This window comes from Sorangium sp. So ce426, assembly GCF_051475585.1.
GTDB classification, from domain to species: domain Bacteria; phylum Myxococcota_A; class Polyangia; order Polyangiales; family Polyangiaceae; genus Sorangium; species Sorangium cellulosum_B.
In genome coordinates, this window is record NZ_CP150341.1 from 8,913,140 (window position 1) to 8,937,740 (window position 24,601).

Here is a 24,601-nt window from a genome sequence, read left to right on the forward strand (position 1 = left end):
TAGCCCAGGGTAGCACCGTCCGGGGCTCGGTCGTCGGGCACGGATGACGACAGGTCAGAGTCCCCTCATGCATCCGGAGTTCTCCCGTTTCTGCGGCATCGGCCCCCGCGCCGGGGCCGCGATGGAGCCCACCTCTTCGCCATCGCGGCCATCGCGGCTGCGATGTGCGCTCGCCGCCCTCGCGGCGGCCTTTCTCCTGAGCGCCGCGCCCGGCACGGCGGTCGCCGAGGACGGCCAGCACACGGTCTACGCCGGCCAGACGCTCGGCAAGATCGCGAAGCGGTACCGCATCACGGTCGACGCGCTCCGCGAGGCGAACGGGCTCAAGCGTGGCCAGCGGATCCATCCGGGCCTCGTCCTCGTGATCCCGGAGCGGGGTGAGCCCGCCGCGCGAGCCAAGGGCCGGGCCGCCGCGCTGCGCGACGAGCGGGAGCGGAGCCGCGGCGCCAGCGCGAAGGAGCGCGACGCGGGGGCTCGTCCCCCGGGGAAGGGGTCGACGAAGAGGGACGCGGCGAAGGCCGATCCCCGTTCGATGCCGCCCAACAAGCGCTATGCGCAGCGACCCAAGCGCCGCGGGTGGGTCCGCCTGGTGCGAGGCGCCGAGCGGCTGGACGTCCAGCTGCTCACGCCGAAGGGGCGGCTCGTGCCCAAGGCCCTCCCCAAGCTCAGCCGGCTGATGCGCGCGTCCCCCACCGCCTCGATTCCCATCGATCCCCGGCTCGCCACGCTGATTGGCATGGTGAGCGACCACTTCGGCGGCAGGCCCCTCCGCGTCGTCAGCGGTTATCGCCCCTACTCACCCACCCAGTACACCCCGCACTCCAACCACAACCACGGTCGCGCCGTCGATTTCATGGTCGAGGGCGTGCCCAACACCGTGGTCCGCGATTTCTGCCGAGGTTTCCGCAACGCAGGTGTCGGATATTATCCCAACTCGACGTTCGTTCACCTGGACGTCAGATCAGATAAAGTGTACTGGGTGGATTACTCGGGGCCTGGAGAGCCGCCGCGCTACGCGGGAGCGAAGGGCTCTGTCGCGGCCGATGAAGCGGCGCGCGATGTCCCCGTGTCCGCAGAAGAAGAGGTCTATGGGTCAGGCGAGCCCCGTGCCACTCAGCCGCAACCCATGAATACTACAGGGACAAACTCGGACACGGCGCGCAGCGGCAGCGGGAAGGAGAAGGTCCTGGGGTCAGGTTCACCCACCCCTGCTCCTGAGACTTCGCCCGGGAAGAGGTGAGCTGTCCCGGCCGCTGGCTATAATCCACACACTGAACATCCGCACCAGACACAATTGCACGGCTCTGCCTTGCACGCTGCGAGAGTTGTGGCACCAATCCACCTCACGTGCAGCAATCGACCCGACTGCAGCGGGAGGGGCTCGCTCCTCCCATGTCGCTCCCCGCGTGCTGTGACGGGGGCGGGTTCGTCCAGCCGGTCGCCTTTGGCGCGACGTGTCCGGTCGTTCCGTGTGAGCACGCGCTGATCGAGGCGCCTTCTGCGCTCGGCCTCGATGGATCGCCGAGCGTCGCGGCGCAGGAGCCGGGCGCGTCGCTCTCTCGCGAGCTTTGGGAGTCCGCGGAGGCCGCGTCAAGGTGCGCGCACGAAATTTGGGAATCCGTGGAGGTCACGTCGGCGTGCACCTACGAGGGCCCGTGGCAGCTGCTGGAGCCAGACAGCGAGCCGGATATCGCGCCGGACGGCGGCCCGTGCAGCCCGCCGCGCTGTACCGAGGCGGCCTGCGCGGGCGGGCCGCGCGACAACGAGCCGACGTGCGCGCCGCTCCGCCCGGAGGTGCTAGAGGGGTACTTCCCGCTCGTCCGCAAGCTGGTGCGGCAGGTGTCGCGCCACCTGCCGCCCAACGTGCAGCGCGACGACCTGCTCAGCGCAGGGATGCTCGGGCTCGTCGACTCGCTCCGCAAGAACGGCGGGAGCGACGGCGAGACGTTCGCCGGCTACGCGAAGCTCCGGATCCGCGGCGCGATCGTCGATGAGCTCCGCGCGCAGGACTGGCTCTCGCGGCGAGCGCGCGAGGCGGTCGAGGCGGAGGCCGCCAGCAGGGCCGGCGGCGCGACGGTCTTCGTGAGCCTGAGCGAGGTGACCCCGACCGAGGAGTCGGTGCACATGTCCGGCGAAGACGACCCGATCGAGGCGATCTCGGCGCAGGCGACCCGGCGGGCGCTGTCCTTCGCGATCGCGCAGCTCCCGGAGCGGGAGCGGCGCGTGATCGGCATGTACTACTTCGAAGGGGCGAAGCTGAAGGACATCGGCGCAGAGCTCGGGATCGGCGAGCCGCGCGTCTCGCAGCTGCACACGCGCGCGCTCGGCATGCTGCGAGGCATGCTGTCCCACGCCTGACCGCCGCCCGCGCTCCCTCTACGTCGCTTCGCGCGGCCAAGGCCGCGCTCAGGGGGCGAGCCGGCGCGCCCGGCCGGGCATCGCGACGCCGACCGCGAAGAGCGCGGTCTCCTCGTAGGTCTGCTGGAGGGCGGGGTCCCCGGAGGCCCGGTGCACGAACGCGTTGCGGTGCGCGCCGCGATCGAGCGCGACGACGCGGGCGCAGCCGAGGTCGAGCAGCGCCTCGGTCGTCGCCTCGTCGCTGTCGAAGGAGGTCGTGGCCACGAGCAGCGTGCCGTCGTCGAGAACGCAGGCAGCGCTGCGCCGGCGCATGGTCCCGATCTCGCGCGCCTCCGGCCGCAGCCTGCCGTCATCGGCGGTGAGCGGCAGCTCGGTCGCGTCCGCGCCCGGCGCGAGCGGGGCGCCGCCCGCCGGGCGGATCTCGACGCGGCCCTCCCGGACCAGCAGCAAGCCCCCCTCGCCGCGGAAGCGAAGGCCGACGGTGCCGCCCACGGCGAGCCCGCGCGGGCCCCGCCGCCGGCCGGTGCCGACGCCGATCGCCGCGAGGACCCGCCGCCGCTCGTCGGCCGGCACCTCGGCGTCGAGCTTCGGCGCGCTCCGCGGCGAGATCTCGCGCGAGCCGGCGCGGAGCCGGAACAGGAACCGGTCCGGAGCGAAGGCGTGGACGCGGACCTGCGCGCCGAGGTGCACGGTGGCGGCGGCGTACACGGCCGGGCTCCACGCTGGGGGCGGCTGCGCGCCGCCGTCCGCGGCCCAGCCCACGCTGTCGCCCGGCAGCGACAGGTCCGGCGCCGGGGGAGCGTCCGTCCAGCGCGACTCGAAGAAGAGAAAGGGGCGCGGCGACACGGCCGCCGCGTGCTCCGGCGGCGCGATCGACATCGCGGACGAGAGGCGCTCGGCGGTCAAGACGCCGTCCTGCTGGGGGCTCAGGAAGGCGACGCCGAGGGGGTCCGGCGCCCTGCCCAGCGAGACGCCGGCGAGGCACCCGGCGCGCTCGAGCGCCGCCCGGAGCGCGGCCGCGTCGAGGGCGCTGCCCCACGCGTGGACCACGAAGCCGCGGTCGGTCATGCACAGCGCCGCGCGCTCGACGACGAGGTCGTCGCCGTCGCCGGGAGAGAGCGTCGCGCTGGCCGGGGCGCGCTCCGCGGGAGGGGCGGCGAGGAGGGCGAGCGGGGCCGCGGCGCTCCCCGCCTCGAAGAGCGAAGGGCCCTGCCAGAGCGCCCAGGGGAAGCGCGTGGATCCCTCCGCGCGGGGCGCGCCGGGGCTCGCCGCCGGGCGCTGCCAGAGCGCCCAGGGGACGCGCTCGACGTCCCCGCCGGACGGCCACGCGCCGAAGTACGGCCGGCCCGAGAGGTCGACCCCGAGCGTCGCCGCGCCGTCGCGCGGGGGCACGAGCGCGCGGCCGCCGACGACCATGCCGAGCGCCTCCGTCCCCGCGTGGGGCGCGCCCGGCTCGCGCGTGGAGGCGCCGAGGCCGATGGCGCCGCGGAGCGTCGACGCGTGGGGGAGCTGCCCCGTGCCGCGCGGGCCGACGGTCGGCCTGGGGGCCTCGTAGCCCGCCTGCAAGGTGAACCGGATGTGCCGCGTGTCGATCGCGAGCAGGTGGACGCGCAGCTCTGGCCGCCGCGGATCGGGCCGGAGGGTCGTCGCGGCGAACGGGCTGGAGGGGCGCTGCGGATCCTCCTCGACGCCGGGGAGCGCGCGCGGGAGCGAGGGAGCCACCAGCTCCCAGGCGCCCTCCCCCGGGAGCGGGGGATCGACCACCGGCGCGACCGGCGGCGGCGGCCAGAGCGAAGGCCACCCCTCCGGCGCGGGCTCGGCAGACGCGGGGCCGCGGGTCGCGTACGCGGCGGCCGGCGCGGCGCGCAGCCTCGCCGCCGCGCGATCCGCGGCGAGCGCGAGCCGCTCGACCGCGGCCGCCGCCGTCGGACCGAGCAGGCGCTCGGCGGACGGCCCGGCGAGCTCGCCGAACGAGGGCACGCGGCGCGGGAGGTGGTGCGCGCGGGCGACGAACGGATCACGCCCGCCCGTGTCGACCTCGCCGGTGCTGGCGTTGAGGGCCGCCGGGACCGCCTCCGGCCCGAGCGCCATCACGAGGCCCTCGTCCACGAGATCGAGCCGCGCGGACGCGGGCGGGTTGTCGAACGAGATCTCGGTGCGCGACGCGCCGTCCACGCTCCCTGTCTCGAGCCAGCCGTCGATCGCCGCGCGGAGCCGCTCGCCGGCGGGCCGCGCTCCCGCGCGCCCATCGCCGCCCAGATCGAGCTGCGTGATCCCCTGCACGACGCCGAACGCGGTGGTGGTCACCGCGACGCGGCTGCCGCGGGCGACGAGGCCGCGATCGTCGCCGAGGGGCGTGTCGGTCAGGTTGCGCACGCCGTCCAGGCTCACCGGCCGGCCGGAGCGGGTGAGCCGAACGCGCGCCCGGTACAGGTCGGCGGCGCCGCGCCCCTCGGGCGCGCGCTCCGCGTCGGGCCCACGCTCCGCGGCGCCCGGACCCGGGACGCGCGGGACACGCGGAACACCAAGGAACAGCACCCGGCGGCCCAGGAGCGCGTCGGAGAAGAACCCGCCGCGCTCCTCCCAGACGAAGTCGTCCGGGCTGACGGCGCCGCCGATCGCCTCCCCGAGCATCCCGGCGATGGCGTCCGCGGTCCGCGCTGGCGGGGGCGGGGTCGAGAGCCGCGCGACGGCCCCGAGGAGAGCGACGCCGAGCGCGATCGGGAGCCGGCCGCGCAGGTGATCGATCCACGGCGAGAGCGGTCGGTCCGTCATCCCTGCGCGCGCGCGCTCCCTCCGGAGGCCCCGCCGGCCTGGGCCGCCGCGGCGCGCGGGCGGATCCCGAGCAGCTGGCGCGCGCGGTCCGGCTCGACCACCTCGCGGCCGGCGCTCCGCGCGAAGGCGGCGGCGCGCGCGACGAGCGGCGCGCTCCCCTCGGCGAGCACGCCCTTGTCCAGGTAGATGTTGTCCTCCAGCCCGACCCGCGCGTGCCCGCCGAGCTGCATGGCGAGCTCGGTCATCGGGCGCTGGTGGCGGCCGACGGCGGCGACGCCCCACGTGGCGCCTTGCGGGATCTGGGTGATCATGAACCGGAGCACGTCCTCGCGCGCCGCGATGCCGCCGGGCACCCCCAGGACGAACTGGAAGTGGAGCGGCTCCGCGAGGAGCCCCTCGGCGACAAGGCTGAGCGCCTCATGGATATGGCCGACCTCATAGCACTCGAGCTCGGCGACGCTCCCCCCGGCGCGGATGCGGGCCGCCATGTCCCGGATGAGGGGCCGGGTGTTGTCGAAGATCCCGTCGCCGAAGTTGATCGTGCCGCAGTTCAGGGTGGCCATCTCGGGGCTGCAGAGCAGCGGCTGGGCGCGCTCGTCGACGCCCATCCCGACGGCCCCCCCGGTCGACGTCTGGACGATGACGTCCGTCTTCTCGTGGATCGCGGCGATCGCCTCGGCGAACAGCGCCCGCGACTGGCTCGGCGACCCGTCCGGGTTCCTGACGTGCAGGTGGACCACCGAGGCGCCCGCGTCGCGGCAGCGGGCGGCCTCCTCGGCGAGCTCGCGCGCCGTGATGGGGAGGTGCGGCGTCTGCGCCCGGGTCGTCTCCGCGCCGACGATCGCGGCCGTCAGGATGAGGGCGCTCTGCGGCGGCGTGACGAGGATCCGGGGGGGCGGCGTGATGATCGGCCGCGGCTCCGGGAGCTGCGCGTGGTCCGGGGGCGGCGCCGACAGCGCCGGCAGGACGAGGCGCGGCCGACGCTGGAGCTCCTTCGGGACGACACAGGTGCCGAGCGCCCGGCAGACGATGAGCGGCTCGGCCAGCGCGTCAGCCGCCGAGGGCGCCACCCCGGCTTCGCGGACGCTGGCGACGACCTTGCGCGCCTCGAACGCCATCGTGCGCGACGTGGCGCCGACCTTGGTGACCACCCCGGTCGCCTCGATGAAATCGCCTGCTCGGACCGGGGCGAGGAACTCGACCGCCTCGTACGCGCGGAAGAGCCCCTCGTCGCCGTCGAGACGGATCAGGAGCTCGGTGGCGACGTCGCCGAAGAGCGCGAGAATACGCGCTCCATCGCACAGCTCGCCCGCGTAATGTGCGTCGTGCGCGCCCATCCTGACGCGCAGCGTGACCGTGAGACCAACCCCTGTGCTCATGGGCGTGAAGACTCAACAGTCGACAGTCGGTAGTCAACAGAGGAAACTGCCCCCGCCGATGAACCTCGTAGAAGCCAGAAATCTCCCGCGCCACGTCGGAATCATCATGGATGGCAACGGTCGCTGGGCGGAGCTGCGCGGCGAGCCGCGCGAGGCCGGGCACAAGGCCGGCAGCGCCGCCGTGCGGCGGATCGTGCGCGTCTGCCGGAGGCTCGGCGTCGAGGCGCTGACGCTGTACGCGTTCAGCGAGCAGAACTGGGCGCGGCCCCGGAACGAGGTCGACGCGCTGATGGGGCTGCTGCGCGAGTACCTGATGAGCGAGCGCTGCGAGATCCTCGAGAACGACATCCGCCTGGTCGCGATCGGCGACATCAGCCGGCTCCCCGAGGGCGTGCGCGACGTGCTGGACCCGCTCCGGAAGGCGTCCGCGACGAACCGCCAGATGACGCTCGCGCTGGCGCTGTCCTACGGCGCGCGCGAGGAGATCGCCGCCGCGGCGCGCGAGCTCGCGATGGAGGCGGTCGCGGGCAGGCTCGATCCGGAGTCGATCGACGGCGCGCTGCTCGCCGCGCGGCTGCCGAGCCTGAGCGTCGGCGAGCCGGATCTCATCATCCGCACCGGCGGCGAGCAGCGGCTCTCCAACTTCCTGCTCTACGGGGCCGCGTACGCCGAGCTGTCGTTCACCGAGCGGCTGTGGCCCGACTTCACCGAGGACGACCTGTTCGCCGCCATCGCGGCCTACCAGCGGCGCGACGGCGCGCCGCCGCCCGCGCACGGCGCGCAGGGCGGCGCCGGGGGGGAGCCGGCCAGCGCGCGGGGCGCGCTCGACGCGGAGCGGCCGTGGCGCGCGCGCGAGATCGCCGCGCCCGCCTCGCATGCCGCGCACGGGTCCCACGACGGCTCACGGACGGGGGTCTGAGATTGGCTGCTTCCAACCTCACGATGCGGGTCCTCACCGCGCTCGTGGCCGCTCCCCTGCTCCTCTCGCTCCTCTACCTCGGCCCGAGCTGGGGCTGGGCGGCGCTCGTCGCGGTCGCCTCCGCCATCGGCGCGCTCGAGTTCTTCGCGATGACACACGCGGACGACCGCGTCGCGCGGGCCATCGGCGTCGCGCTCACCCTCGCCGTCCTCGGCGTGATCTGGCGGTTCAGCGGCTCGCCGGGCGCGCTCCTCGCGCTGATCTTCCTGCTCCCGTTCGTCGCGATGCTCGTCACGCTGGTGCGCCTCGGCGAGATGCGCACCGCGGCGCTGCGCGTGCTGGCGATGACCTTCGGCCCGCTCTACGTGGGCGGCGGGCTCGGCGCGCTGGCGCTCCTCCGCCGCGACGGGGGCGCCGACGGCCCCTCGTTCGTCGTGCTGGCGATGCTGCTCTCCTGGTTCTCCGACACCGGCGCCTATTTCGCAGGCCGCTTCCTCGGCCGGCGCAAGCTCTACGAGGCCGTGAGCCCGAAGAAGACCGTCGAGGGCGCGCTCGGCGGCCTGCTCTTCGCCGTGATCGGCGCGCTCCTTGCTCACTTCTGGTTCCTCCGGTCGCTGCCGCTCGTGGACGCGCTCGCGCTCGCGATCGTCGCGGGCGGCCTCGGTCAGGCGGGAGACCTCGGGGAGTCCCTGTTCAAGCGCTCCTTCGGGATCAAGGACTCTGGCGGGATCGTGCCCGGCCACGGCGGCATCCTCGACCGCGTCGATGCCCTGCTCGTGACCGGGACCATCACGTATCTGTATGTCCTGTGGTCGAGGCCCTGAACGGCGTCGCGCGCGGCGCGCCGTGCGCCGTGCGTCATCCAAGAACCGCGCATCCATCGATGCGCGACACCCACATCGCACGCACGCGCCGCGGCCTCGCCCCCGACGCGGCTCTCCTGCCGTCAACGCGGCGCCTCCTCGCACACTGGCAGCCTGACGCATCGCCCCGCCCGTCCGGAGCCGCGATGACGCATCGCATGGTTGCGCCCGACGTTGAACGGAACGGCTCAGCGCACTAGAAAGTTACATAGCCATGGAAGAACAGCTCAGCACCAAGACCACGACTTCGCCTGTGGGCGTCCCTGCTGCTCCGAGCCACAGGCACAAATACGAGTTCTTCAAAGTCGTCCAGGGTTATCTCGACGAGGCTGCCCGGCTGATCGAGCTGCCGGGTTACATCACCACGATCCTGAGCCAGCCGAAGAACGAGATCATCGTCAATTTCCCTGTACGGATGGATGACGGCAGCATCCGGCTCTTCAAGGGTTACAGGATCCAGCACAACAACCTCCTCGGGCCGTTCAAGGGGGGCATTCGATACCATGAGACGGTATCGCTGGATGACCTCAAGGCGCTGGCCGCGATGATGACGTGGAAGTGCGCGCTCATGAACCTGCCGCTCGGCGGCGGAAAGGGGGGAATCAAGTTCAACCCGAACGAGGTGTCGCGCGCCGAGCTCCAGCGGATCACCCGCCGCTTCTTCCATGCGCTCGGCGGAAACATCGGCCCGGAGACGGACATCCCGGCTCCCGACATGGGCACCGACGCGAAGACCATGGCCTGGGCCATGGACACGTACATGAACACCGTCGGCCAGCTCTTCAAGCAGGCTGTGAAGGGCGTCGTGACGGGCAAGCCGGTGGCGTCGGGCGGCACGTACGGCCGCGAGAAGGCGACGGGCCAGGGGGTCGTCCACTGCATCACCGAGTGGGCCGAGGACAACGACGTGAACCTCGGCGGCGCGACGCTGCTCGTGCAGGGCTTCGGCAACGTCGGCTCGAACACGGCCGTGCTCCTGTCGAAGCTCGGCGCCTCGACCGTCGCCGTCGGCGATCACACGGGGTATCTCTACAATCCGGAAGGGTTCAATCCGCACAAGCTGCAGGATTACGTGAAGAAGAACCGCTCGATCGCGGGCTACCCTGCCGGCAAGCCGATCAGCCGAGAGGAGTTCTTCCGGCTCAAGGCGGACATCTTCATCCCGGCGGCCCTGGAGAACCAGGTCGGCGTGGAGGAGGCGAGCTGGCTGCAGGTCCGCCTCGTGGCCGAGGGCGCGAACGGGCCGTGCACGCCCGAGGGGGAGAAGATCCTCCTGGAGCGCGGGATCCATATCCTGCCCGACATCCTCGCCAACTCGGGCGGCGTCACGGTGAGCTACTACGAGTGGGTGCAGAACAAGCGCTCGGAGACATGGACGCTCGAGGAGGTCGACTCCCGCCTCGAGAAGGCCATGAAGCGTGCTTACCGCGAGGTGACCGAGCTGGCGCGGCAGAAGAAGTGCACGCTGCGCCTCGCCGCCTATGCCGTGGCGCTGCAGCGGCTCGCCGCTGTGTATGGCGAGCGCGAGATCTTCCCCTGAGATGCGTTACTCCTCCCCCTCCGCGGGCGGGGCCTCGCAGATCCCTTGCTGGCGGAGGGCTCGTCCCAACCGCTCGCGGAGCCGCTCATCGAGCCTCTGCGCGAACTTCTCGTGAACGCTGAGCGCCTCGCCGACCTTCGCCCAGGAGAGGTCGCCCGCGTACCGCAGCGCGATCAGGCGCCGCTCGCGCTCATCGGCGCGATCGAGCGCCTGGGCGAGCGCGTCCAGGGTCTCGGCGCGCACGAGCGCGTCGTGCGGCCCGGCGTCGAGGAGCTCGGGGCAGTCGCCCAGGAAACAGGCGAAGGCGAGCGCTCGGCAGGAGCCTGAGAGCCGCTCCAGCGTCGCGCCGTCGCTCTCGAACGGATCGCCCTCGAAGCGGAGCGCGTCAGCGACGTGGTCCCCGGCGTCGACCCCGGCACGCGAGGGCGGCGCCTCGCGAGCGATCCAGTCCCTCACCGCGCCGACGACCCGCTTCCACGCAAAGTGGACGAGGGGCACACCGCGGGACGCATCGAACCCGGAGAACGCTTCGACGAGCGCCTGGCAGGCGATCTGCTCGCATTCCTCGATCACGTCGCGCGCACGCACGCCGTAGGTGCGCGCGACGGTTCGCGCGATGCGGCGCACCTCCGGGAGAGCGCGTACGACGCGTGGATCGCGGCGCGGGTCCGGCGCGCGAGGGGGCCCAGATTCGCTCACCCGCGCTCTCCCCACGTGCCATCCGGCAACACCAGGGCACCGTCCTCGTGGTCTCCGTCGCTCTCCTTCGGCACGGCGGCGCTCGCGTCGAGGGCCGCTCGCCCGCGGAGCCGCTCGTACAGCGGGGCGGCCGAGGGGTGCGTCTTGATGAACACCGTGAGATAACGCCGGTAGCCCAGGAGCTGCTCCGGCGAGAGCGCCTTCGTGTAGGGAGCCAGGGCGTCTCGAAGGCACGCCTCGATCACCGGATCTTCGCCTTCGTCAGCCAGCGTGTCGTCCTGCGACGCGTCATCTCTCATCGTGGCCCTCATGCGCGCCGTCCCGCGCGCTGCCCGGATGGCTACGGGGACGCGGTGCCTGCCGTGTCCCTCCTTGAGATAAATCACTGGCTCGCGGCGGGTTCGGACAGAAAAAGAGGTCTCGGCGTGACGATTTCTCCGCGGGGCCGGGCGCGGCTCGCCCAGGGCGCTCCGCCCCGGAGCCCGAGCGGCACGTAAGCTCTGGAAAGGGTTGGACTTGTCTCGAGCCCGGGACGACACATGCATTTTTTCTGTCTGAACCGGGGTCGAGGAGGTGAATTTCCATGTAGGAGCCCTTGCACCTGGAGCCCTCGCATGCGCCCCCGCCGTCGCCCCCCGCGACTCGCCTCCGCAGTCAGGAGACCCCGTACGCCCTCTCGGCGCGACCGCCCGGAGGTCCGCGCATGAGCCTCCCTGCGCCGCTCCAGCCGGGCGACACCTTCCTGGAGTACCGCATCACCGATGTCGTCGATCGCGGCGGCATGGGCGAGGTGTACCGGGCCGTCGACGAGTACTCCGAGGATATCGTCGCCATCAAGTGCATGTCGCCGCGGCACCGGAGCCGAGAGGACTTCGCGCGGCGCTTCCGGCAGGAGTGCAAGTTCTACCCGAAGCTCCGGCACCCGCACATCGTGTCGATGCGGCGGGCCGGCGTCTCGCCGGACAACGTCGCGTTCATCGTCATGGAGTTCCTCGAGGGCAGGACGCTGCGGCGGCTGCTCACGAGGGCGTACCGCTTCGACTTCCTGAACGCGCTGTACATCATGCTCCAGGTCGCCGAGGCGATGCGGTTCGTCCATTCGAAGAAGATCTGGCACCGCGATCTCAAGCCCGAGAACATCATGATCGGCACGGAGGGCGACGCCCGGGGGCACGTGTGGCTGCTCGATTTCGGCATCGCCAAGTTCGCCGACGGGGGCATGAACACCGACGACATGCCGGACGTGGGGACGATCCGGTACATGTCGCCGGAGCAGGTGAAGACGATCTACAGCCTGGCGAAGAAGATCCCGCACCAGAAGCCGGACAGCCGCGCCGACATCTACGCCTTCGGCGCGATCTTCTACGAGGTGCTGACGGGGACGCACCTGTTCATCAACGACGCCGATCCGCCGACGGCCGAGGAGACGCTCGCGGGGCACCTCCTCGCCGAGCCGGTGCCGGTGCACGAGCTCGTCCCCGACTGCCCGGAGATCGTGTGGCCGCTCGTGGCCCGGTGCGTCGCGATCGACCGCAACGCGCGGTTCCAGACGTTCACGGAGGTGGAGAGCGCGCTCCGCGCGCTGGTGGACGAGTGTGTCCTGCAGCGGCAGGTGCCGCCGGCCCATGCGCTCGCGCAGCACCTCGCGCACGGGCGGTGGACGGTGGCGCGCCAGGCGGCGTTCTCCGCGGCAGATCTCGACCGATCGGACGGCTCGGGCGGCGCCGGCGCGCGGCCGGCGAGCGAGGCGGAGGCGGCCGCGACGGCGAGCGCCGCCCGGCCGACCGGCGCCGAGGTGCCGGCCGTCGCGGCGCTGCCGGCCGCCCCGCCGACGGGCGCCGTCCACGCGACGGTGCCGCTCGATCCCCTTCGCCTCGTGCCGCTCGCGAGCGCGCTGCCGTTCGCGCCGGCGAGCGGCGGCGCCTCGGGCGAGCTGCGCGGCAAGGGGTTCACGGAGCGGATGCCCACGACCCTGCCGCTGCCCGCGTGGCCGGCGCGCGCCCGGTCGGAGCCTGACATCGCGACGCAGGCGTTCCGTGCGCCTCCGGACGCGCTGCGCGCGAGTCACGAGGGCCTCCCGCCGCACCGGGAGGCGCCTGGGGCGGTGACGCCGCCGCCGGCGGCGCCGGCGTCGCCGTGGATGTCGGCGGCGGCGCCGCCTCCGGAGCGGCGCTCCGAGGTGGGCGAGCGGGCGTCGCACGTCGAGCCGGGCGTGTCTGCCGCGCCAGGACCGCGGCGCGTCCCGGGCGCGCTGCCGCGCTTCGCGACGGCCCCGACGCTCGGGCTGGTGTTCGTCGCCCTGGCGGCGACGGGCGTCCTCGTCGCGCGCGGCATCGAGGCGGGCTCGCCGGAGCAACCTGTGCCCGCGCTCGCGAGCTCCGCGGCGGCGAGCCCGGCCGTGGTCGCCGCTGCGCCGGCCGCGCCGACGGCGGAGGTCGCGGCGGACGTCGCCGCGAGCGACGTGCCGCCGCCACCTCCGGCGTCGTCCACGATCGCCGCGGCGCAGCTCGAGGCGGCCGCGCCGCCCGCCGGAGCCGTGCCCCCGGCGGAGGCCGAGCCGGCTGCGAGCGCCGCGACGCCTGCGGCGGCTCCTTCACGGGCGCCCGCGGCCCCGCACCGGAGCGCTCCGGCCGCGCCGTCGACCGGACGCGCGTCGCGGCCGGCGCGGCCGTCGTCTCCGCGCGCTTCCGACGACGACATGCTCTGGCCGGAGCGCCTCCTCGAAGATCCCGACGACTTCTACCCGATGCCGAAGAGCCCGCCGCGGCGCGCCCCCGTGAAGCCCGCGCCGGCGCCGAAGCCGCACCCGAGGAGGCCGTAGATGGGCGCGAGGGACGACGACGACATCCGCAAGTACATGCCGGATCTGAAGACCATCGCGCGGACGGCGGATCCGGCGCTGGCGGAGGAGCGGTACCGGGAGGCGATCAACAACCCGGAGCTCGACCGGGCGCTCGACGATCTCCGGCAGGGGAACGGGGCTGGGCAGGCGCCGTTCGAGTTCCCGGTGGTGGTCGCGCCGCCCAAGCAGGCGGAGGCGCCCGCTGCGCCGGGGTCCGCTGCGCCGGGGTCCGGCGCGCCGATCGCGCCCGTTGCGGCCGCGAAGGTCGCGAGAGGGCAGACCGGGGCGGGTCCCGCGCGAGACGCCGCGCCGCCGCCGCGGGATCGGCAGCGCGGCACGTCCCGCGGGCGCATCGCCGTCCTCCTGGCCGTCGCGGTGCTGGGCCCGCTGGCGACGTACCAGGTCTTCTCCCGGCTCAGGCGCTCCGAGGCGCCGGTCGCCTCCACGGCGCCGGTGGCGCCGTCGGGGGCGATGACGGCGTCTGGGCGGCCGAGCGCCGAGGCGGCGGCGGCAGGCGCGAGTACCGGGGCGCCGGCGGCGGCGCAGCCAGGCACGCGCCCAGGGGCGCCGCCGGCCGTGGACGCAGGCGCGAGCGACGAAGCGCCGCCGCCGAAGGCAGGCGCGAGCGACGAGCTGCCGCCGCCGAAGGCAGCCGCGAGCGGCGAGGTACCGCCGCCGAAGGCAACCGCGAGCGCACGCCCCGCGGTCCCGGCGCCGCGCGCGCCGGCCGGAGCACGCCCGCCTCCGGCGGAGGTCTCCCCGGCGCCTCCCGAGATCGCGGCGGATATCATGCACTGAACGGGACGGCGCAGGCCCGCCCCAGGACACTCATTCCGGTCTGGAGCTCTTGATGATGAACCGACGATGCCTCGCTTCCGTGCTCGCCCTCGCGTGCGCGCTCGCTCCCGCGGGCCGCGCGCTCGCGCAGCCCGCGCCGCCGCAGGGCGCGGCGCCCGCGTCGCCGCAGGCTGCGGCGCCCGACGAGGCGACGGCGCGCGCCGACGCGCTCTACAAGCAGGGCGTGCGGCTCTACTCGGAGAAGAAGTGGAAGGAGGCCGAGGCGGTCTTCCTTGAGGCCTGGGCGCTCACGCCGACGTTCGACGTGGCGTACAACGTGGGGAGCGCGGCCTACCAGCAGGGAAAGCACGCGCTCGCCGCCGAGCACCTCTCGTTCGCGCTCCGGCACTGGCCGCTCCTCAGCGCCGTCGCCCACCTCAAGCCCACCGCCCAGCAGCGGCTCGCCACGTCACGCGCCAACGTCGGCGCGCTCGCCGTCACCGTCAGCGCCCCGCTCGCCGAGGTCCTCGTCGACGGCAAGCCCGCAGGCACGGCGCCGCTCGCGGGCGAGCGCTTCGTCGAGCCCGGCGAGCATATCGTCGAGGCGCGGCTCGACGGCTACGCGCCTGCGCAGAAGAGCGTGCGCGTCGGCAAGGGAGAGACCGCTGCGGTGGCGCTGACGTTGGTCGCCGCGAAGGACCACGCCGAGGCGAAGGCGGGGGAGAAGACGGCGACCGGCGACGCTGCGCGGGCGCCGGCGGGTGAGGCGGGAGGGCACGGCCCGAGCGCCGTGGAGCTTGCGGCAAAGCCGGGGCAGAACGTCGCGGTTCCAGCGCACGTCGAGCAGCGCAGCTGGGTACCGGTGATCGCGCTCGGCGCGGCGAGCGCCGTGGCACTCGGCGTCGGCGTGGGAATGACCGTGGCGGCGAACGATGCGACCGCGGAGGCGAGATCCCAACAGGAAGAGATCTTCGCGGGCGGCGGGGGGTGCCTGGAGTCGCCGGCGTTCGCGGGAGCGTGCCGCGAGTTCAGGCACACCACGAGGCGCTCCGATGACCTGAGCAACGCGGCGGTCGTGACGTACGCCGCATCCGGAGCGATGGCCCTCACGGCGCTCGCGTTCGCGCTGTGGCCTCGCGAGAGCGAGAGCGCAGCCGAGCGTGCGGCTGTACGCGTGGTACCCGGGTTCGGTGTGCGCAGCGCCGGCATCTCCGTGTGGACCGCCTGGTGATGGAGCGAGGGAGAACGTGATGACGAGACTGCATCGGAACGCACGCGTCCACGCGGCGCTAGGGCTGATCCTGCTCGCGCCTGGCTGCGACGGCTGGTGGTTCAACCGGACCGACGACTGCGAGTTCATGCTCACCTGCGAGAAGTACCGGGGCAGGGGCACCAGCGTCGTGCCCTCCGTCTGCATCCCTAGCGAAGCGGACGGCGCTGTCGCGGACCGCTGCGGCGTGTTCGTGGCCGCGAGCGGCAACGACCGCAGCAAGGGCACCAAGGCCGAGCCGGTCAAGACGCTCGCCGAGGCGCTCCGGCGCGCCGGCGAGACGGACAGCGACGTCTACGCGTGCGCCGAGCCGTTCGCCGAATCGGTCGAGGTCCCGGCCGGCATCTCCCTCTTCGGCGGCCTCGACTGCGCGAACGGCTGGACCTGGATCGGCGCGCAGACGAAGACCACCGTCGCGCCGGAAGCCGAAGCGATCCCGCTGACGCTCGCGCCCGGCGAGGGCAACACGCGCATCGAGGACATCGAGGCGCGCGCGCCCGACGCGCTGGCCAAGAGCGGCTCGTCCATCGCCGTGCTCGCCGACGGCGCCACCGCAGAGCTCGCGCGCTGCGCGCTCGTCGCCGGCAACGCCGCCGATGGTGCCGACGGCGACCACGCGCCGAGCGAGGCGCCGGAGCGCGCTCCGGCCGGCAGCAACGGCGTCGACGCGTGCAGCGACCTCGACGACGTGGAGGGACCCGACGCGACGCTGCCCGGAGCAGCTCAGGTCGAGAACCGGTGCGGCGGCGAGCTGTCCATCGGCGGAGCAGGTGGGGTCAGCAACGTGAGCAACGGCAGTGATGGCGCGACCAGCCAAGGCACCGCAGAGACCGCGCGCGGTGGTCTTGGTGAGCCGGTCAGCGGCGCCTGGGACTGCGCTGGGGAAGAACCCAACGGTCGAGGAGATGATGGCCTCAGCGGAGCATCGGGCCCCCCCGGCGCCGGCGCCAGCGGCCTCGGCGCGCTGAGCGCCAGCGGCTACACCGGCGTACCCGGCCGCGACGGCACGCCCGGCACGCCCGGCCAGGGCGGCGGCGGCGGTGGCGGCGCCAAGGGCGGCCCCGTCTGCACCGGCGGCGTCCCCGGTGCGGGCGCCAGCGGCGGCAGCGGCGGCGCCGGCGGTTGCGGCGGTCTGGCCGGACGGGGCGGCGCTCCAGGCGGCGCCAGCATCGCCCTCGCCAGCGTCGACGCCTCCGTCACCCTCATCGACTGCACCCTCACCGCCGGACGCGGCGGCAACGGCGGCAAGGGCGGCAACCTCCAAGCGGGAGGCCTAGGAGGCATCGGCGGCGCGGGCGGCGTCGGTGTCGGCGGCACCAATCCCGGCTGCGCCGGTGGTCAAGGCGGCAAGGGCGGCAACGGCGGTCCCGGCGGCGGCGGCCTCGGCGGCCCCTCGCTCGCCATCGCCTTCCGAGGCACCCCCGTCATCCAGCAAGGCCAGACCACGCTCACCCCCGGCGCCCCGGGCACCGGCGGTCCGGGTGGCAGCAACAACATCACCGACAACGCCGGCCAGGACGGCGCGACGGCTGGAGAGCAGGAGCTTCGATGACCGCACGGCCGAGCCACACACCGCGCACTTGGCGCGGCGCAGAGCTCGGCGTGCTCGGGAGGATGTACCGCGCGGCGCTGGCCGCGCTGACGTAGACGAAGGCCGCGCGCGGCGCGGCTCGAGCAGGAACAAGGAAACGCGCGCCGCCGAGCGCGGCGCGCCATGGCTCGGCTCGTCTTGGCGACGAGCGCGCGAGGAGGACGATCGTGTACCCACAGCTCGCCATCGAGGCGGCGGCGCAATCGGACGTAGGCCGCCATCGCAGCCACAACGAGGACAGCTTCGCGGCCCTGCCGCACCTGTGGCTGTTCATGGTCGCCGACGGCCTCGGCGGCAGCGCGGCCGGAGAGGTCGCGTCCCGCATCGCCATCGAGGTGGTCCAGCGCTGCTTCGAGCAAGACGACGACCTGGAGAAGATCTGGCCCCGCGGCGGCGCGGCGCCGGTCGGGACCTCGACGCCTGGCGACCGCGACGAGGTGCGTCTCATGCTCAGCGTGCGACGCGCCAACCGGGCCATCTACGAGGCCAGCCAGCAGTACGACGAGCAGCGCGGCATGGCGACGACCTTCGCCGGCGTGCTGCTCGCGCCCGGCATGGCCTACATCGCGCACGTCGGTGACTCGCGCGTCTACCGCATGCGCGGCGGCACGCTGCAGCGGCTGACTCGGGATCACACGGTGCTGGAAGACACGCTCGGCGGCGGCGGCGGAGCACGGGAGGCGGTCGAGGCGCTCAGCGAGCGGGCCAACGTCATCACCCGCGCGCTCGGGGCCGGCGAGGACGTCGATATCGAATCGCGCGTCGAGGCCACCGCGCCGGGCGACCTCTTCCTCGTCTGCTCCGACGGGCTGTGGGGTCCGGTGCCCGAGCGGCGCATCGCCGCGATCCTCGAAGCGCACCGCGACCTGAGCTTCGCGGCCGAGTTGCTCATCGACCTCGCCAACGAGCACGGCGGCCGAGACAACGTGACGTGCGTGCTCGCACGACTCGGAGGGCGCTGAGCCATGGCGATGAGCACTCCTCGGCACCGCGTCGCTCTGGGCTGGCGGCTCGGTGCGCAGCATCGGCCTGTGCACGCCCGCGCGGACGGCTTCTCTTCGAGGACGCATGGCCGGCTCGGGGCCCCTCCCGTCCCGCGCGCAGGCCCGCAGGCCCGCAGGGCCGAGCACGGGCCGGGGGTGGGCAGCTGTCTTCTCGCAGTCGCTCTGTGCTGCGCGCCAGCACGTGTCGCGTGGGCACCGGCGGTCCGGGCGGCAGCAACAACATCGCGACCAACGCCGGCCAGGACGGCCTCGCCGCCGACACCCAGGAGCTGCCGTGAGTCTCCGACAGCCTAGCCACACCGCTCCCCTCCCCGCCCGCCGCCACGGCTTCGCCGTGTATTCCAACGCACAGCGTCACCGGGGTCGCGGAGAAAAAAATGAGGCCGACGGACGATTGTGCAGCGAACCAGGGCCGCTCGCCGGAACTAGCAAGGTAGAGGAGACCGGAAACGGCTCGGCAGGACGACCGGCGGATCACCACCGCAGCGCGGGGGTGGTCCATCACACCGGTGGGTTGGCCGAGGGACAGCTGGATCGTCTTCAGCCCTCGCGCTCGGCGCGCAGTCCAGGAACAGCGACTCCCTCCTCGCCTTTTTCTCTTGACGCTCGCCTCGCTTCCGCTTGGCAGCCGCGCCATCGCGCGACGCTCGGCGCCCGCAGCGCTCCGCCCACAGGCAGCGCTCTCGGGTCGCGCGGCCGGGGCGCAGTCCCACACGGAGGGTTGACGGCTTGATGTGACCGGCGCGCGGTAGCGCGCTCTCTCGGCGCGGACGCCGCGGGCAGGACCTCTGCCCGCGACGCCGCGCGCGACGAAGGACGGATCGAACACGGTGCGGGTTGTGCCGGCTCCGGCGCGACACGGCGGGCGTGTGCCCGCCATGAGGCATGGGTGACACGATGGCGATGACACGAGCACGAGATCGAAGAACGACGCGACGACGATCCTTTCGCAGCGCCGCGCCGGCGCTCGCGCTGCTGCTCGGAAGCGCGCTCGCCACACGCAGCGACCAGGCCGAAGCGCGGCCGGCCTACGACGCGCACGACCGGAGCAGCGCGGCCTACCAGCAGGGCAAGCACGCGCTCGCCGCGAAGCACCTCTCGTTCGCGCTCGCGCCTCGACGGCCACGCGCCCGCGCAGAGGACCGTGCGCGTCGGCAAGGGAGAGACCGCCGCGGTGACGCTGGCGATGGCGCTGGCGAAGACCGAGACGCAGACGTCGGCGGGCAGGATGAGGGAGGGGGGCGGGAGCGCGGCGGGCGCGGGGGCCGACGGACCGGCGGCGAGGCGGCGCGCTGAGGCAGGCGCGACGAACGGCGGATGGGAGGGGATGCCTTAGGTCGGGCAGCACGAGGCCGGGCTCCGCGGTGCATCGGACAAGAAGGCTCACGGTTCAGGAGGGAACATGGAAGACATGCTGGGTGCAATGTGGCTCGTCTCGCCGCTCGGGCTCGCGATGATCGCGTGCGTCGCGATCGGCTTCGCGGTCACCGCGCGCGAAGCGCTGGGACGAGAGCGCGGGCTTCGTGAGGCGCGCGAGCACGCGCACGATGAAGAGGAGGCAGCCCTCACCGGTGCGAAGGAGCAGGCAGCGGGGGAGCGGGACCGTTACCGGCGCCTCCTGGACTGTCACGTCGATGCGGCGCTCGCCGAGCTGAGAGATGCCCGAGGGCGCCCCGTCCCCTGGCCGGGAAGGGTCCTCGAGTCGTTCTGCGCGACGACGCCTTCGTGGAGGAGGAAGCTGGCCGAGTGCACGGGGCTATCGCCGAGGGAGGTGGAGCAGCTGCTCAGGAGCGACCTGCCCATGACGCCCGGCCTCGCGCGGCAGCTGGAGACCTTCACCGGCACGCCGGCGCGGTACTGGGAGCGCCTGTGGCGGCTGCACGACGATCGCCGGACGGACGCGGAGGACACCGTGGCGATCCGGGTCGGCGCACCCGCCACCGAGCGCGAGACGGCGCCGCCGGCTCCGGCGACGGTACCTCCCCGCGCGCTCGACACGCCTCCGCCCGTGGTGCCGTCTCCCGAACTCGCGGCCAGGAGCCCGCGGGCGAAGCTCCCGCCGCCTCCCCTGCCGCAGCTCCGGCCACCGCGCCCTGTCCGCGCCGCCACGGGGGAAGAGCTCGCCCGTCGCGCTGCCCCGCTGACAAGCTTCCCGCTACAGCCCGACGGAGGGGGGGCGAGCCCTGCCGGTGCGTCCGATTGGGAGGAAGCAGAGCGCTCTCCCCTGAACACGACACTCCCGGGAGTAGGGCGCCATGGGTGAGAGCAGCCGAGCCTCGCACTCGGGCAACGCGACGGACCGGCGCGGAACGATGAGCCGCAACGGGGCGAGCGAGGCGCCCCGTCCCGGCCCGCCGAAGCGTCCGCCACAAGGACTTGTCTTGCCCCGCGAGGCCGTTGTCTTGCCGCTGACACCCGCTGTCTTGCCGCCGGCGCCCCTTGTCTTGCCCCGCGAGACCGCTGTCTTGCCGCTGACACCCGCTGTCTTGCCGCCGGCGCCCCTTGTCTTGCCCCGCGAGGCCGCTGTCGTGCCGCCGGCGCATCTTGTCTTGCCGCTGGGACGCGCTGTCTTGCCACGCGAGGCCGTTGTCTTGCCGCCGGCGCCCGTTGTCGCCCACGGCGTGGCCGGGCTCCCCGAACGCAGCGCCGGCGGTGTAGCTCACCCGCGGCACGGCCGACGACACCGGCAGCGCCGCTCCCGGCGATCCGCCGGAGAGCGCCGGCGTGCCGGGAAGCAGTGGGAGCTGCTGGAACTTCGCGACCGGCGAGCGCTGCGGACAGTGAGAAAAATCATCTCACCCCGTGAGAATCTCAGACGGCCAAAGGCAAGTAAGCGCAATATCGATGAATTTCGCGAGAGGCTCCTGGGCGAGCAGCTTCGTCGACGGCAGAATGGGCGGCCTCATCCGAGAAGGAGCACCCATGCCCAAACGCCGGCCGATCAACACCACCAACATGCCCCGCTCGGGAAACGTGCCCCACGTGAGCGCGCGGGAGAGGTGGGAGCTCGCGTGGTTGCGGAAGCTGGGTCTCGAGAACATCGCGTGGGACCCGGCGCGCTTCTGCGAGGACTGCAGAGCGGAGCGCGCCGCTCAAGGGGAAGACGTAGAGGACGTCGCGCCGCCCTCCGGGATGCGGTCCAACTTCCTGACGCCGGACGATGGCGGGGACGCCACGCCGTCCGCCAACACTCCACGGGCGCGCAGCGAGAGCGACGGCAAGCCGGCGCATCTGGCGCTCGCGCGGCCGCGTCGTCCGGACTACACGAAAAACTGATCGACGGGGGTGTGAGCGCCGCGCGCGCTCTGATGACCCACGGCAGCACCGCGGCGCGCGACCCCGGAGAACGGACCGGCGCCCTGCGATCGCAGCGCACCGGGGAGTCCGCTCGCCCTCGCGACGGGTGTGGGTGATGGATTCTCGCGTGCAGCGTGGAGCTGGCAGCGCTGCCACTGCGCTGAGGTAGCGATGTAGCGAAAGCCGCGCCGCGCGCGGCCTGATCGCATCGAGGAGAACGCGCGTCGCAAACCGCAGCGCGCCCATGGCTCGGCTGTCTCTAGGACGAGCGCACGAGGAGGACGAAGGTGGTTCCACAGCTTGCCATCGAGGCGGCGGCGCACTCGGACGTGGGCCGCCGCCGTAGCCACAACGAGGACAGCTTCGCGGCGCTGCCGTGCCTGGGGCTCTTCATGGTCGCCGACGGCCTGGGCGGCAACGCGGCCGGAGAGATCGCGTCCCGCATGGCCATCGAGGTGGTCAAGAGCTGCTTCGGGGAAGACGAGGTTCTCGAGGAGACGTGGCCATACGGCACGGCGCCGGCACACGACCGGGACGAGGTGAGGCTGGTGCTGAGCGTGCGGCGCGCGAACCGGGAGATCTACGAGGCGAGCCAGCGGCAAGAAGCGGTCCGCGGCATGGCGACCACCTTCGCAGGCGTGCTGCTCGCGCCGGGGATGGCGTACATCGCGCACGTGGGCGACTCGCGCGTCTACCGCATGCGCGGCGGCAAGCTGGCGCGGCTGACGCGGGACCACACGCTGCTGGAGGAGCTACTGCGCGAGGGCGAAGGCGCGCTTGCGGCGCTGGAGGCGTTGAGCGGCCGGGCGGACGCGGTGACCCGAGCGCTCGGGTGCGACAAGAGCGTCGATATCGAGTCACGCGTCGAACCGACCCAGCCGGGCGACATCTTCCTCGTCTGCTCCGACGGGCTGTGGGGCCCGGTCCCCGAGGCGCGGATCGAGGGCGTGCTCGGGAGGCACCGGGACCTGAGCCTGGCGGCGAGCCTGCTGGTCGACATCGCGAACGAGCACGGCGGGCCGGACAACATCACGTGCGTCCTGGCACGCCTGGGAGGCGGATGACCCGGCGCGCGATGGTGCAGAGAGAGGCGCTCTTGGCGGCCTCGGCGCCTTGGCGGTTTTTCTGCTGATCCGGGGCAGCTTCCCGCAGCAGAGCTAACCGTCGATGAGCTCCACGCCCGCTCCGCTGGGCGTCGCGTCGCTGCCCGCCCGCGGCGGCTCCGCCGCTTCGGCCTTCTTCCTCGTGTTGCGGTTGAACAGCCTACGTGTCGAGATCGGCACGAGCCGCGGAATCGTGGGGTCGATGCCGTGCGCCCCGTCGAACGCGCGGATGATCTGGCCCATGAGCAGGATGTTGATCCCGTCCGCGCGGTCGAGGGCACCTTGGGTCACCTTCGCGTCCACAGGGCGGTTCGTCGCGTCGGCCACCGCGACGCGGAGCTCCCTGGCCGCGGCTTCCAGCTCCTTCGCGTAGGGCTCGTCCAGGCTCGCGAGCTCGAGCCTCGCCGTGAGCGCTTCCTCGCCGCCCTTCAGCCAGCGGCGGAGGAGCTTGGCAGTCTGCTCAAGCCCGCCTGCGAGCGTCTCGCTCGTGGCGGCGGTCCCGAACGCGGCGTCGACCTGCGCCCGCAGCGTCTCGTCCCGGCCCGACGCGTCGCGGAGGGCGTCATAGGCCTGGTCGCGGAGCTCGATCGCCCTCGACTGCGCCGCCTCCGACGCCTTGTCCTGGCCCGCCCTCGCGATGCCGGCCGAGGTGTTCGTCGTCGCGCGCTGCCGATCGAGCTTCTCCAGCGCGAGCGCCTGCTGGACGGCGAGCGCGAGCAGCGGCTTCGAGAACCCACGGAGCCTCCGCTTCTGCTCCTCCGTGGCCTGTCGATAGAAATCCCAGGCTTTGCGGTAGATCCGCGCGGCGTCCGTGACGATCCTGCTCGACAGGATCGTCTTGCCGACGCTGACGAGATCCGCGTCTGTCGTGCCGGCGAGGATCGCCTTGAGCGACGACTTGGGAGGCTCTCCGACGGCCACGGCGAGGAGCTCGAGCGCGTGAGTCGCCTCGAGCTCCGCGTCCTGCGCTTCGTTCACGTCGCCCTTCGCTGACGTCTTCTTGTTGGTCATCGGACGAATTCATCGTCCTCCGCGCCGAGAGTCCAGTCCAAACAGCGTGCCAATCACGTCGAGTTCGTGCCCAGTCGCCGAGGACTCCCTCGGTCAGACCTTGGCCCGACCTGCCCCGCCCCCCACCCCTGCCCCGCCCCCCACCCCTGCCCCGCCCCCCGCCCTCGGCGCGCGCGTGATCTCGGCCGCCCGGCCGGCGACGCGGAGCGCGGTGCCCTGGACGGCGTGTTTGTATTTGACGTAGCCGAGCGCGAGCAGCCCTGTCCCGCGCGGATCCTCGACCTGGCTCGTGACGGCGCCGACGGCCGCGCCGTCGGGCAGCGCGATCTCCGCGCCCGCGGGCACGCCGCCCTCCCCCTCGACGGCGAGCTGCACGAGCCGCTTCTTGGCGTGGCCGCGCGCCTGGAGCATGAACACCGTCTCCTGCCCCAGGTAGCACCCCTTGCTGAACGAGACGGCGCGCTCCTCGATCGACGCCTCCTGCGGGAAGTTCTGGTCGTCGAAGTCGACCCCGAACCGCGGCACGTTGTTCTCGACCCGGAGCACCTCCCACGCCGCCGCCGTCACCGGCAGGACAGCGCGGGCCTCGCCCCCGGCGAGGAGCGCCTCGAGGACGGCGCCCTCGGCCTGCCGGGGCGCCACGAGCAGCGCGCCCCCGAGGCCGGTCCAGTCGACGATCGCGGCCTCGGCGCCGGCCGCGCGCCCGGCCGCCGCGAGATCGGCGGACCGCGGGCCGTGGGCGAAGACCCAGGCGTGCTCGCCGGAGGCGTCCTGGACCTCGGCGTCCTCCATGATGAGGTGGCGGTCGAAGAGCTCGCGGAGCTGCTCGACGCGCTCCCGCAGCGCGCCGACGTAGATGCGATCGGCCGCGATCACGATCCACACCTCGGCGAAGATCTTCCCGGTCTTCCCCACGTTGAGCCCGTACGCGCCGCCCGCGGGAGGCGCGGCCTTCGCCCCGGCGGGCAGCGGCTTCTGCGGCGCGAGATCGCAGGTGACCAGGCCGTTCAACCAGGTCTGCCGGTCCAAGCCGGTGACGATCAGCGTCCCGAGCTCGGGCATGGCCTGCACGAGCGCCCCTTCGCGGAGCGCGCGCCGCCGCTCTTCCAGTCCGTGAGCGTTGCTCATCGAGGCCGGATCGTGGAGGAGGGAGCCCGCGCCGTCGAGGGGCGG

At 73.3% G+C, this 24,601-nt stretch carries 20 protein-coding genes; 14 read left to right on the forward strand and 6 right to left on the reverse strand.

What is annotated here, in order from left to right; all coding sequences use genetic code 11:
* Positions 1–67: 67 nt before the first annotated feature.
* Complete coding sequence (locus tag WMF44_RS33170) at positions 68–1,240, forward strand: DUF882 domain-containing protein (RefSeq protein ID WP_437294052.1); 1,173 nt, start codon at positions 68–70, stop codon at positions 1,238–1,240.
* 380 nt (positions 1,241–1,620) lie between these two features.
* Entirely contained in the window at positions 1,621–2,358 is a 738-nt protein-coding gene (locus WMF44_RS33175) for a sigma-70 family RNA polymerase sigma factor (protein ID WP_437294053.1), read from the forward strand.
* 48 nt (positions 2,359–2,406) lie between these two features.
* Here WMF44_RS33175 and WMF44_RS33180 read toward each other — a convergent pair whose 3' ends face one another.
* Both WMF44_RS33180 and WMF44_RS33185 read right to left on the reverse strand, forming a co-directional pair.
* Positions 2,407–5,133: a hypothetical protein gene (locus WMF44_RS33180; RefSeq protein WP_437294054.1), complete on the reverse strand. Its 2,727-nt coding sequence runs from the start codon at positions 5,131–5,133 to the stop codon at positions 2,407–2,409.
* Positions 5,130–6,512, reverse strand: coding sequence for a 3-keto-5-aminohexanoate cleavage protein (locus WMF44_RS33185; protein WP_437294055.1), 1,383 nt, complete (start codon positions 6,510–6,512; stop codon positions 5,130–5,132). Before WMF44_RS33185 ends, WMF44_RS33180 begins: the two co-directional genes overlap by 4 nt.
* Before the next feature lie 58 nt (positions 6,513–6,570).
* On the opposite strand from WMF44_RS33185, the gene uppS reads away from it, so the two are divergent.
* The 3 genes from uppS to WMF44_RS33200 all read left to right on the forward strand — a co-directional run bounded on the left by uppS (position 6,571) and on the right by WMF44_RS33200 (position 9,834).
* Positions 6,571–7,431, forward strand: coding sequence for a polyprenyl diphosphate synthase (gene uppS, locus WMF44_RS33190; RefSeq protein ID WP_437301644.1), 861 nt, complete (start codon positions 6,571–6,573; stop codon positions 7,429–7,431).
* Between the two features lie 2 nt (positions 7,432–7,433).
* Positions 7,434–8,255, forward strand: a complete 822-nt coding sequence (locus WMF44_RS33195) for a phosphatidate cytidylyltransferase (protein WP_437294056.1) — start codon at positions 7,434–7,436, stop codon at positions 8,253–8,255.
* Positions 8,256–8,508: 253 nt separating this feature from the next.
* On the forward strand, positions 8,509–9,834 hold the full coding sequence (locus WMF44_RS33200) for a Glu/Leu/Phe/Val family dehydrogenase (protein WP_437294057.1): 1,326 nt from the start codon (positions 8,509–8,511) through the stop codon (positions 9,832–9,834).
* Positions 9,835–9,840: 6 nt separating this feature from the next.
* On the opposite strand, the gene WMF44_RS33205 is transcribed toward WMF44_RS33200, so the two are convergent.
* Positions 9,841–10,533: a sigma-70 family RNA polymerase sigma factor gene (locus WMF44_RS33205; RefSeq protein WP_437294058.1), complete on the reverse strand. Its 693-nt coding sequence runs from the start codon at positions 10,531–10,533 to the stop codon at positions 9,841–9,843.
* Positions 10,530–10,832 carry a hypothetical protein gene (locus tag WMF44_RS33210; protein ID WP_437294059.1) on the reverse strand — a complete coding sequence of 101 codons (303 nt, stop codon included), beginning with the start codon at positions 10,830–10,832 and terminating at the stop codon, positions 10,530–10,532. The genes WMF44_RS33205 and WMF44_RS33210 overlap by 4 nt, the downstream gene beginning before the upstream one ends.
* Positions 10,833–11,236: 404 nt before the next feature.
* Here WMF44_RS33210 and WMF44_RS33215 point away from each other — a divergent pair, with 404 nt between their 5' ends.
* The 9 genes from WMF44_RS33215 (at position 11,237) to WMF44_RS33255 (ending at position 22,378) form a co-directional block, all read left to right on the forward strand.
* Positions 11,237–13,354, forward strand: coding sequence for a protein kinase domain-containing protein (locus WMF44_RS33215; RefSeq protein WP_437294060.1), 2,118 nt, complete (start codon positions 11,237–11,239; stop codon positions 13,352–13,354).
* Entirely contained in the window at positions 13,355–14,173 is an 819-nt protein-coding gene (locus tag WMF44_RS33220) for a hypothetical protein (RefSeq protein WP_437294061.1), read from the forward strand.
* A gap of 52 nt (positions 14,174–14,225) precedes the next feature.
* Complete coding sequence (locus WMF44_RS33225; protein ID WP_437294062.1) at positions 14,226–15,383, forward strand: PEGA domain-containing protein; 1,158 nt, start codon at positions 14,226–14,228, stop codon at positions 15,381–15,383.
* Positions 15,384–15,402: 19 nt separating this feature from the next.
* Complete coding sequence (locus tag WMF44_RS33230; RefSeq protein ID WP_437294063.1) at positions 15,403–16,974, forward strand: PGRS family protein; 1,572 nt, start codon at positions 15,403–15,405, stop codon at positions 16,972–16,974.
* A 206-nt stretch (positions 16,975–17,180) separates the two neighbouring features.
* Complete coding sequence (locus tag WMF44_RS33235) at positions 17,181–17,975, forward strand: PP2C family protein-serine/threonine phosphatase (RefSeq protein WP_437294064.1); 795 nt, start codon at positions 17,181–17,183, stop codon at positions 17,973–17,975.
* 1,186 nt (positions 17,976–19,161) lie between these two features.
* The gene (locus tag WMF44_RS33240; protein WP_437294065.1) at positions 19,162–19,353 is read left to right on the forward strand and encodes a hypothetical protein; all 192 of its coding nucleotides are present in this window, start codon (positions 19,162–19,164) and stop codon (positions 19,351–19,353) included.
* Positions 19,354–19,419: 66 nt separating this feature from the next.
* Positions 19,420–20,280: a helix-turn-helix transcriptional regulator gene (locus tag WMF44_RS33245; RefSeq protein WP_437294066.1), complete on the forward strand. Its 861-nt coding sequence runs from the start codon at positions 19,420–19,422 to the stop codon at positions 20,278–20,280.
* A gap of 659 nt (positions 20,281–20,939) precedes the next feature.
* Positions 20,940–21,293 carry a hypothetical protein gene (locus WMF44_RS33250; RefSeq protein WP_437294067.1) on the forward strand — a complete coding sequence of 118 codons (354 nt, stop codon included), beginning with the start codon at positions 20,940–20,942 and terminating at the stop codon, positions 21,291–21,293.
* Positions 21,294–21,601: 308 nt separating this feature from the next.
* Entirely contained in the window at positions 21,602–22,378 is a 777-nt protein-coding gene (locus WMF44_RS33255) for a PP2C family protein-serine/threonine phosphatase (protein ID WP_437294068.1), read from the forward strand.
* Between the two features lie 93 nt (positions 22,379–22,471).
* Here WMF44_RS33255 and WMF44_RS33260 read toward each other — a convergent pair whose 3' ends face one another.
* Complete coding sequence (locus tag WMF44_RS33260) at positions 22,472–23,428, reverse strand: hypothetical protein (RefSeq protein WP_437294069.1); 957 nt, start codon at positions 23,426–23,428, stop codon at positions 22,472–22,474.
* 93 nt (positions 23,429–23,521) lie between these two features.
* On the reverse strand, positions 23,522–24,556 hold the full coding sequence (gene ygfZ / locus WMF44_RS33265) for a CAF17-like 4Fe-4S cluster assembly/insertion protein YgfZ (protein ID WP_437294070.1): 1,035 nt from the start codon (positions 24,554–24,556) through the stop codon (positions 23,522–23,524).
* Positions 24,557–24,601: the final 45 nt, after the last annotated feature.

Bases quoted from the DNA above. Each gene is read 5' to 3' on its own strand.
- WMF44_RS33260 (WP_437294069.1), bottom strand. From the start codon at position 23,428: ATGACCAACAAGAAGACGTCAGCGAAGGGCGACGTGAACGAAGCGCAG.
- WMF44_RS33215 (WP_437294060.1), top strand. From the start codon at position 11,237: ATGAGCCTCCCTGCGCCGCTCCAGCCGGGCGACACCTTCCTGGAGTAC.
- WMF44_RS33170 (WP_437294052.1), top strand. From the start codon at position 68: ATGCATCCGGAGTTCTCCCGTTTCTGCGGCATCGGCCCCCGCGCCGGG.
- WMF44_RS33250 (WP_437294067.1), top strand. From the start codon at position 20,940: ATGCCCAAACGCCGGCCGATCAACACCACCAACATGCCCCGCTCGGGA.
- uppS (WP_437301644.1), top strand. From the start codon at position 6,571: ATGAACCTCGTAGAAGCCAGAAATCTCCCGCGCCACGTCGGAATCATC.
- WMF44_RS33200 (WP_437294057.1), top strand. From the start codon at position 8,509: ATGGAAGAACAGCTCAGCACCAAGACCACGACTTCGCCTGTGGGCGTC.
- WMF44_RS33210 (WP_437294059.1), bottom strand. From the start codon at position 10,832: ATGAGAGATGACGCGTCGCAGGACGACACGCTGGCTGACGAAGGCGAA.
- WMF44_RS33230 (WP_437294063.1), top strand. From the start codon at position 15,403: ATGACGAGACTGCATCGGAACGCACGCGTCCACGCGGCGCTAGGGCTG.
- WMF44_RS33225 (WP_437294062.1), top strand. From the start codon at position 14,226: ATGATGAACCGACGATGCCTCGCTTCCGTGCTCGCCCTCGCGTGCGCG.
- WMF44_RS33245 (WP_437294066.1), top strand. From the start codon at position 19,420: ATGGAAGACATGCTGGGTGCAATGTGGCTCGTCTCGCCGCTCGGGCTC.
- WMF44_RS33185 (WP_437294055.1), bottom strand. From the start codon at position 6,512: ATGAGCACAGGGGTTGGTCTCACGGTCACGCTGCGCGTCAGGATGGGC.
- WMF44_RS33180 (WP_437294054.1), bottom strand. From the start codon at position 5,133: ATGACGGACCGACCGCTCTCGCCGTGGATCGATCACCTGCGCGGCCGG.
- ygfZ (WP_437294070.1), bottom strand. From the start codon at position 24,556: ATGAGCAACGCTCACGGACTGGAAGAGCGGCGGCGCGCGCTCCGCGAA.
- WMF44_RS33220 (WP_437294061.1), top strand. From the start codon at position 13,355: ATGGGCGCGAGGGACGACGACGACATCCGCAAGTACATGCCGGATCTG.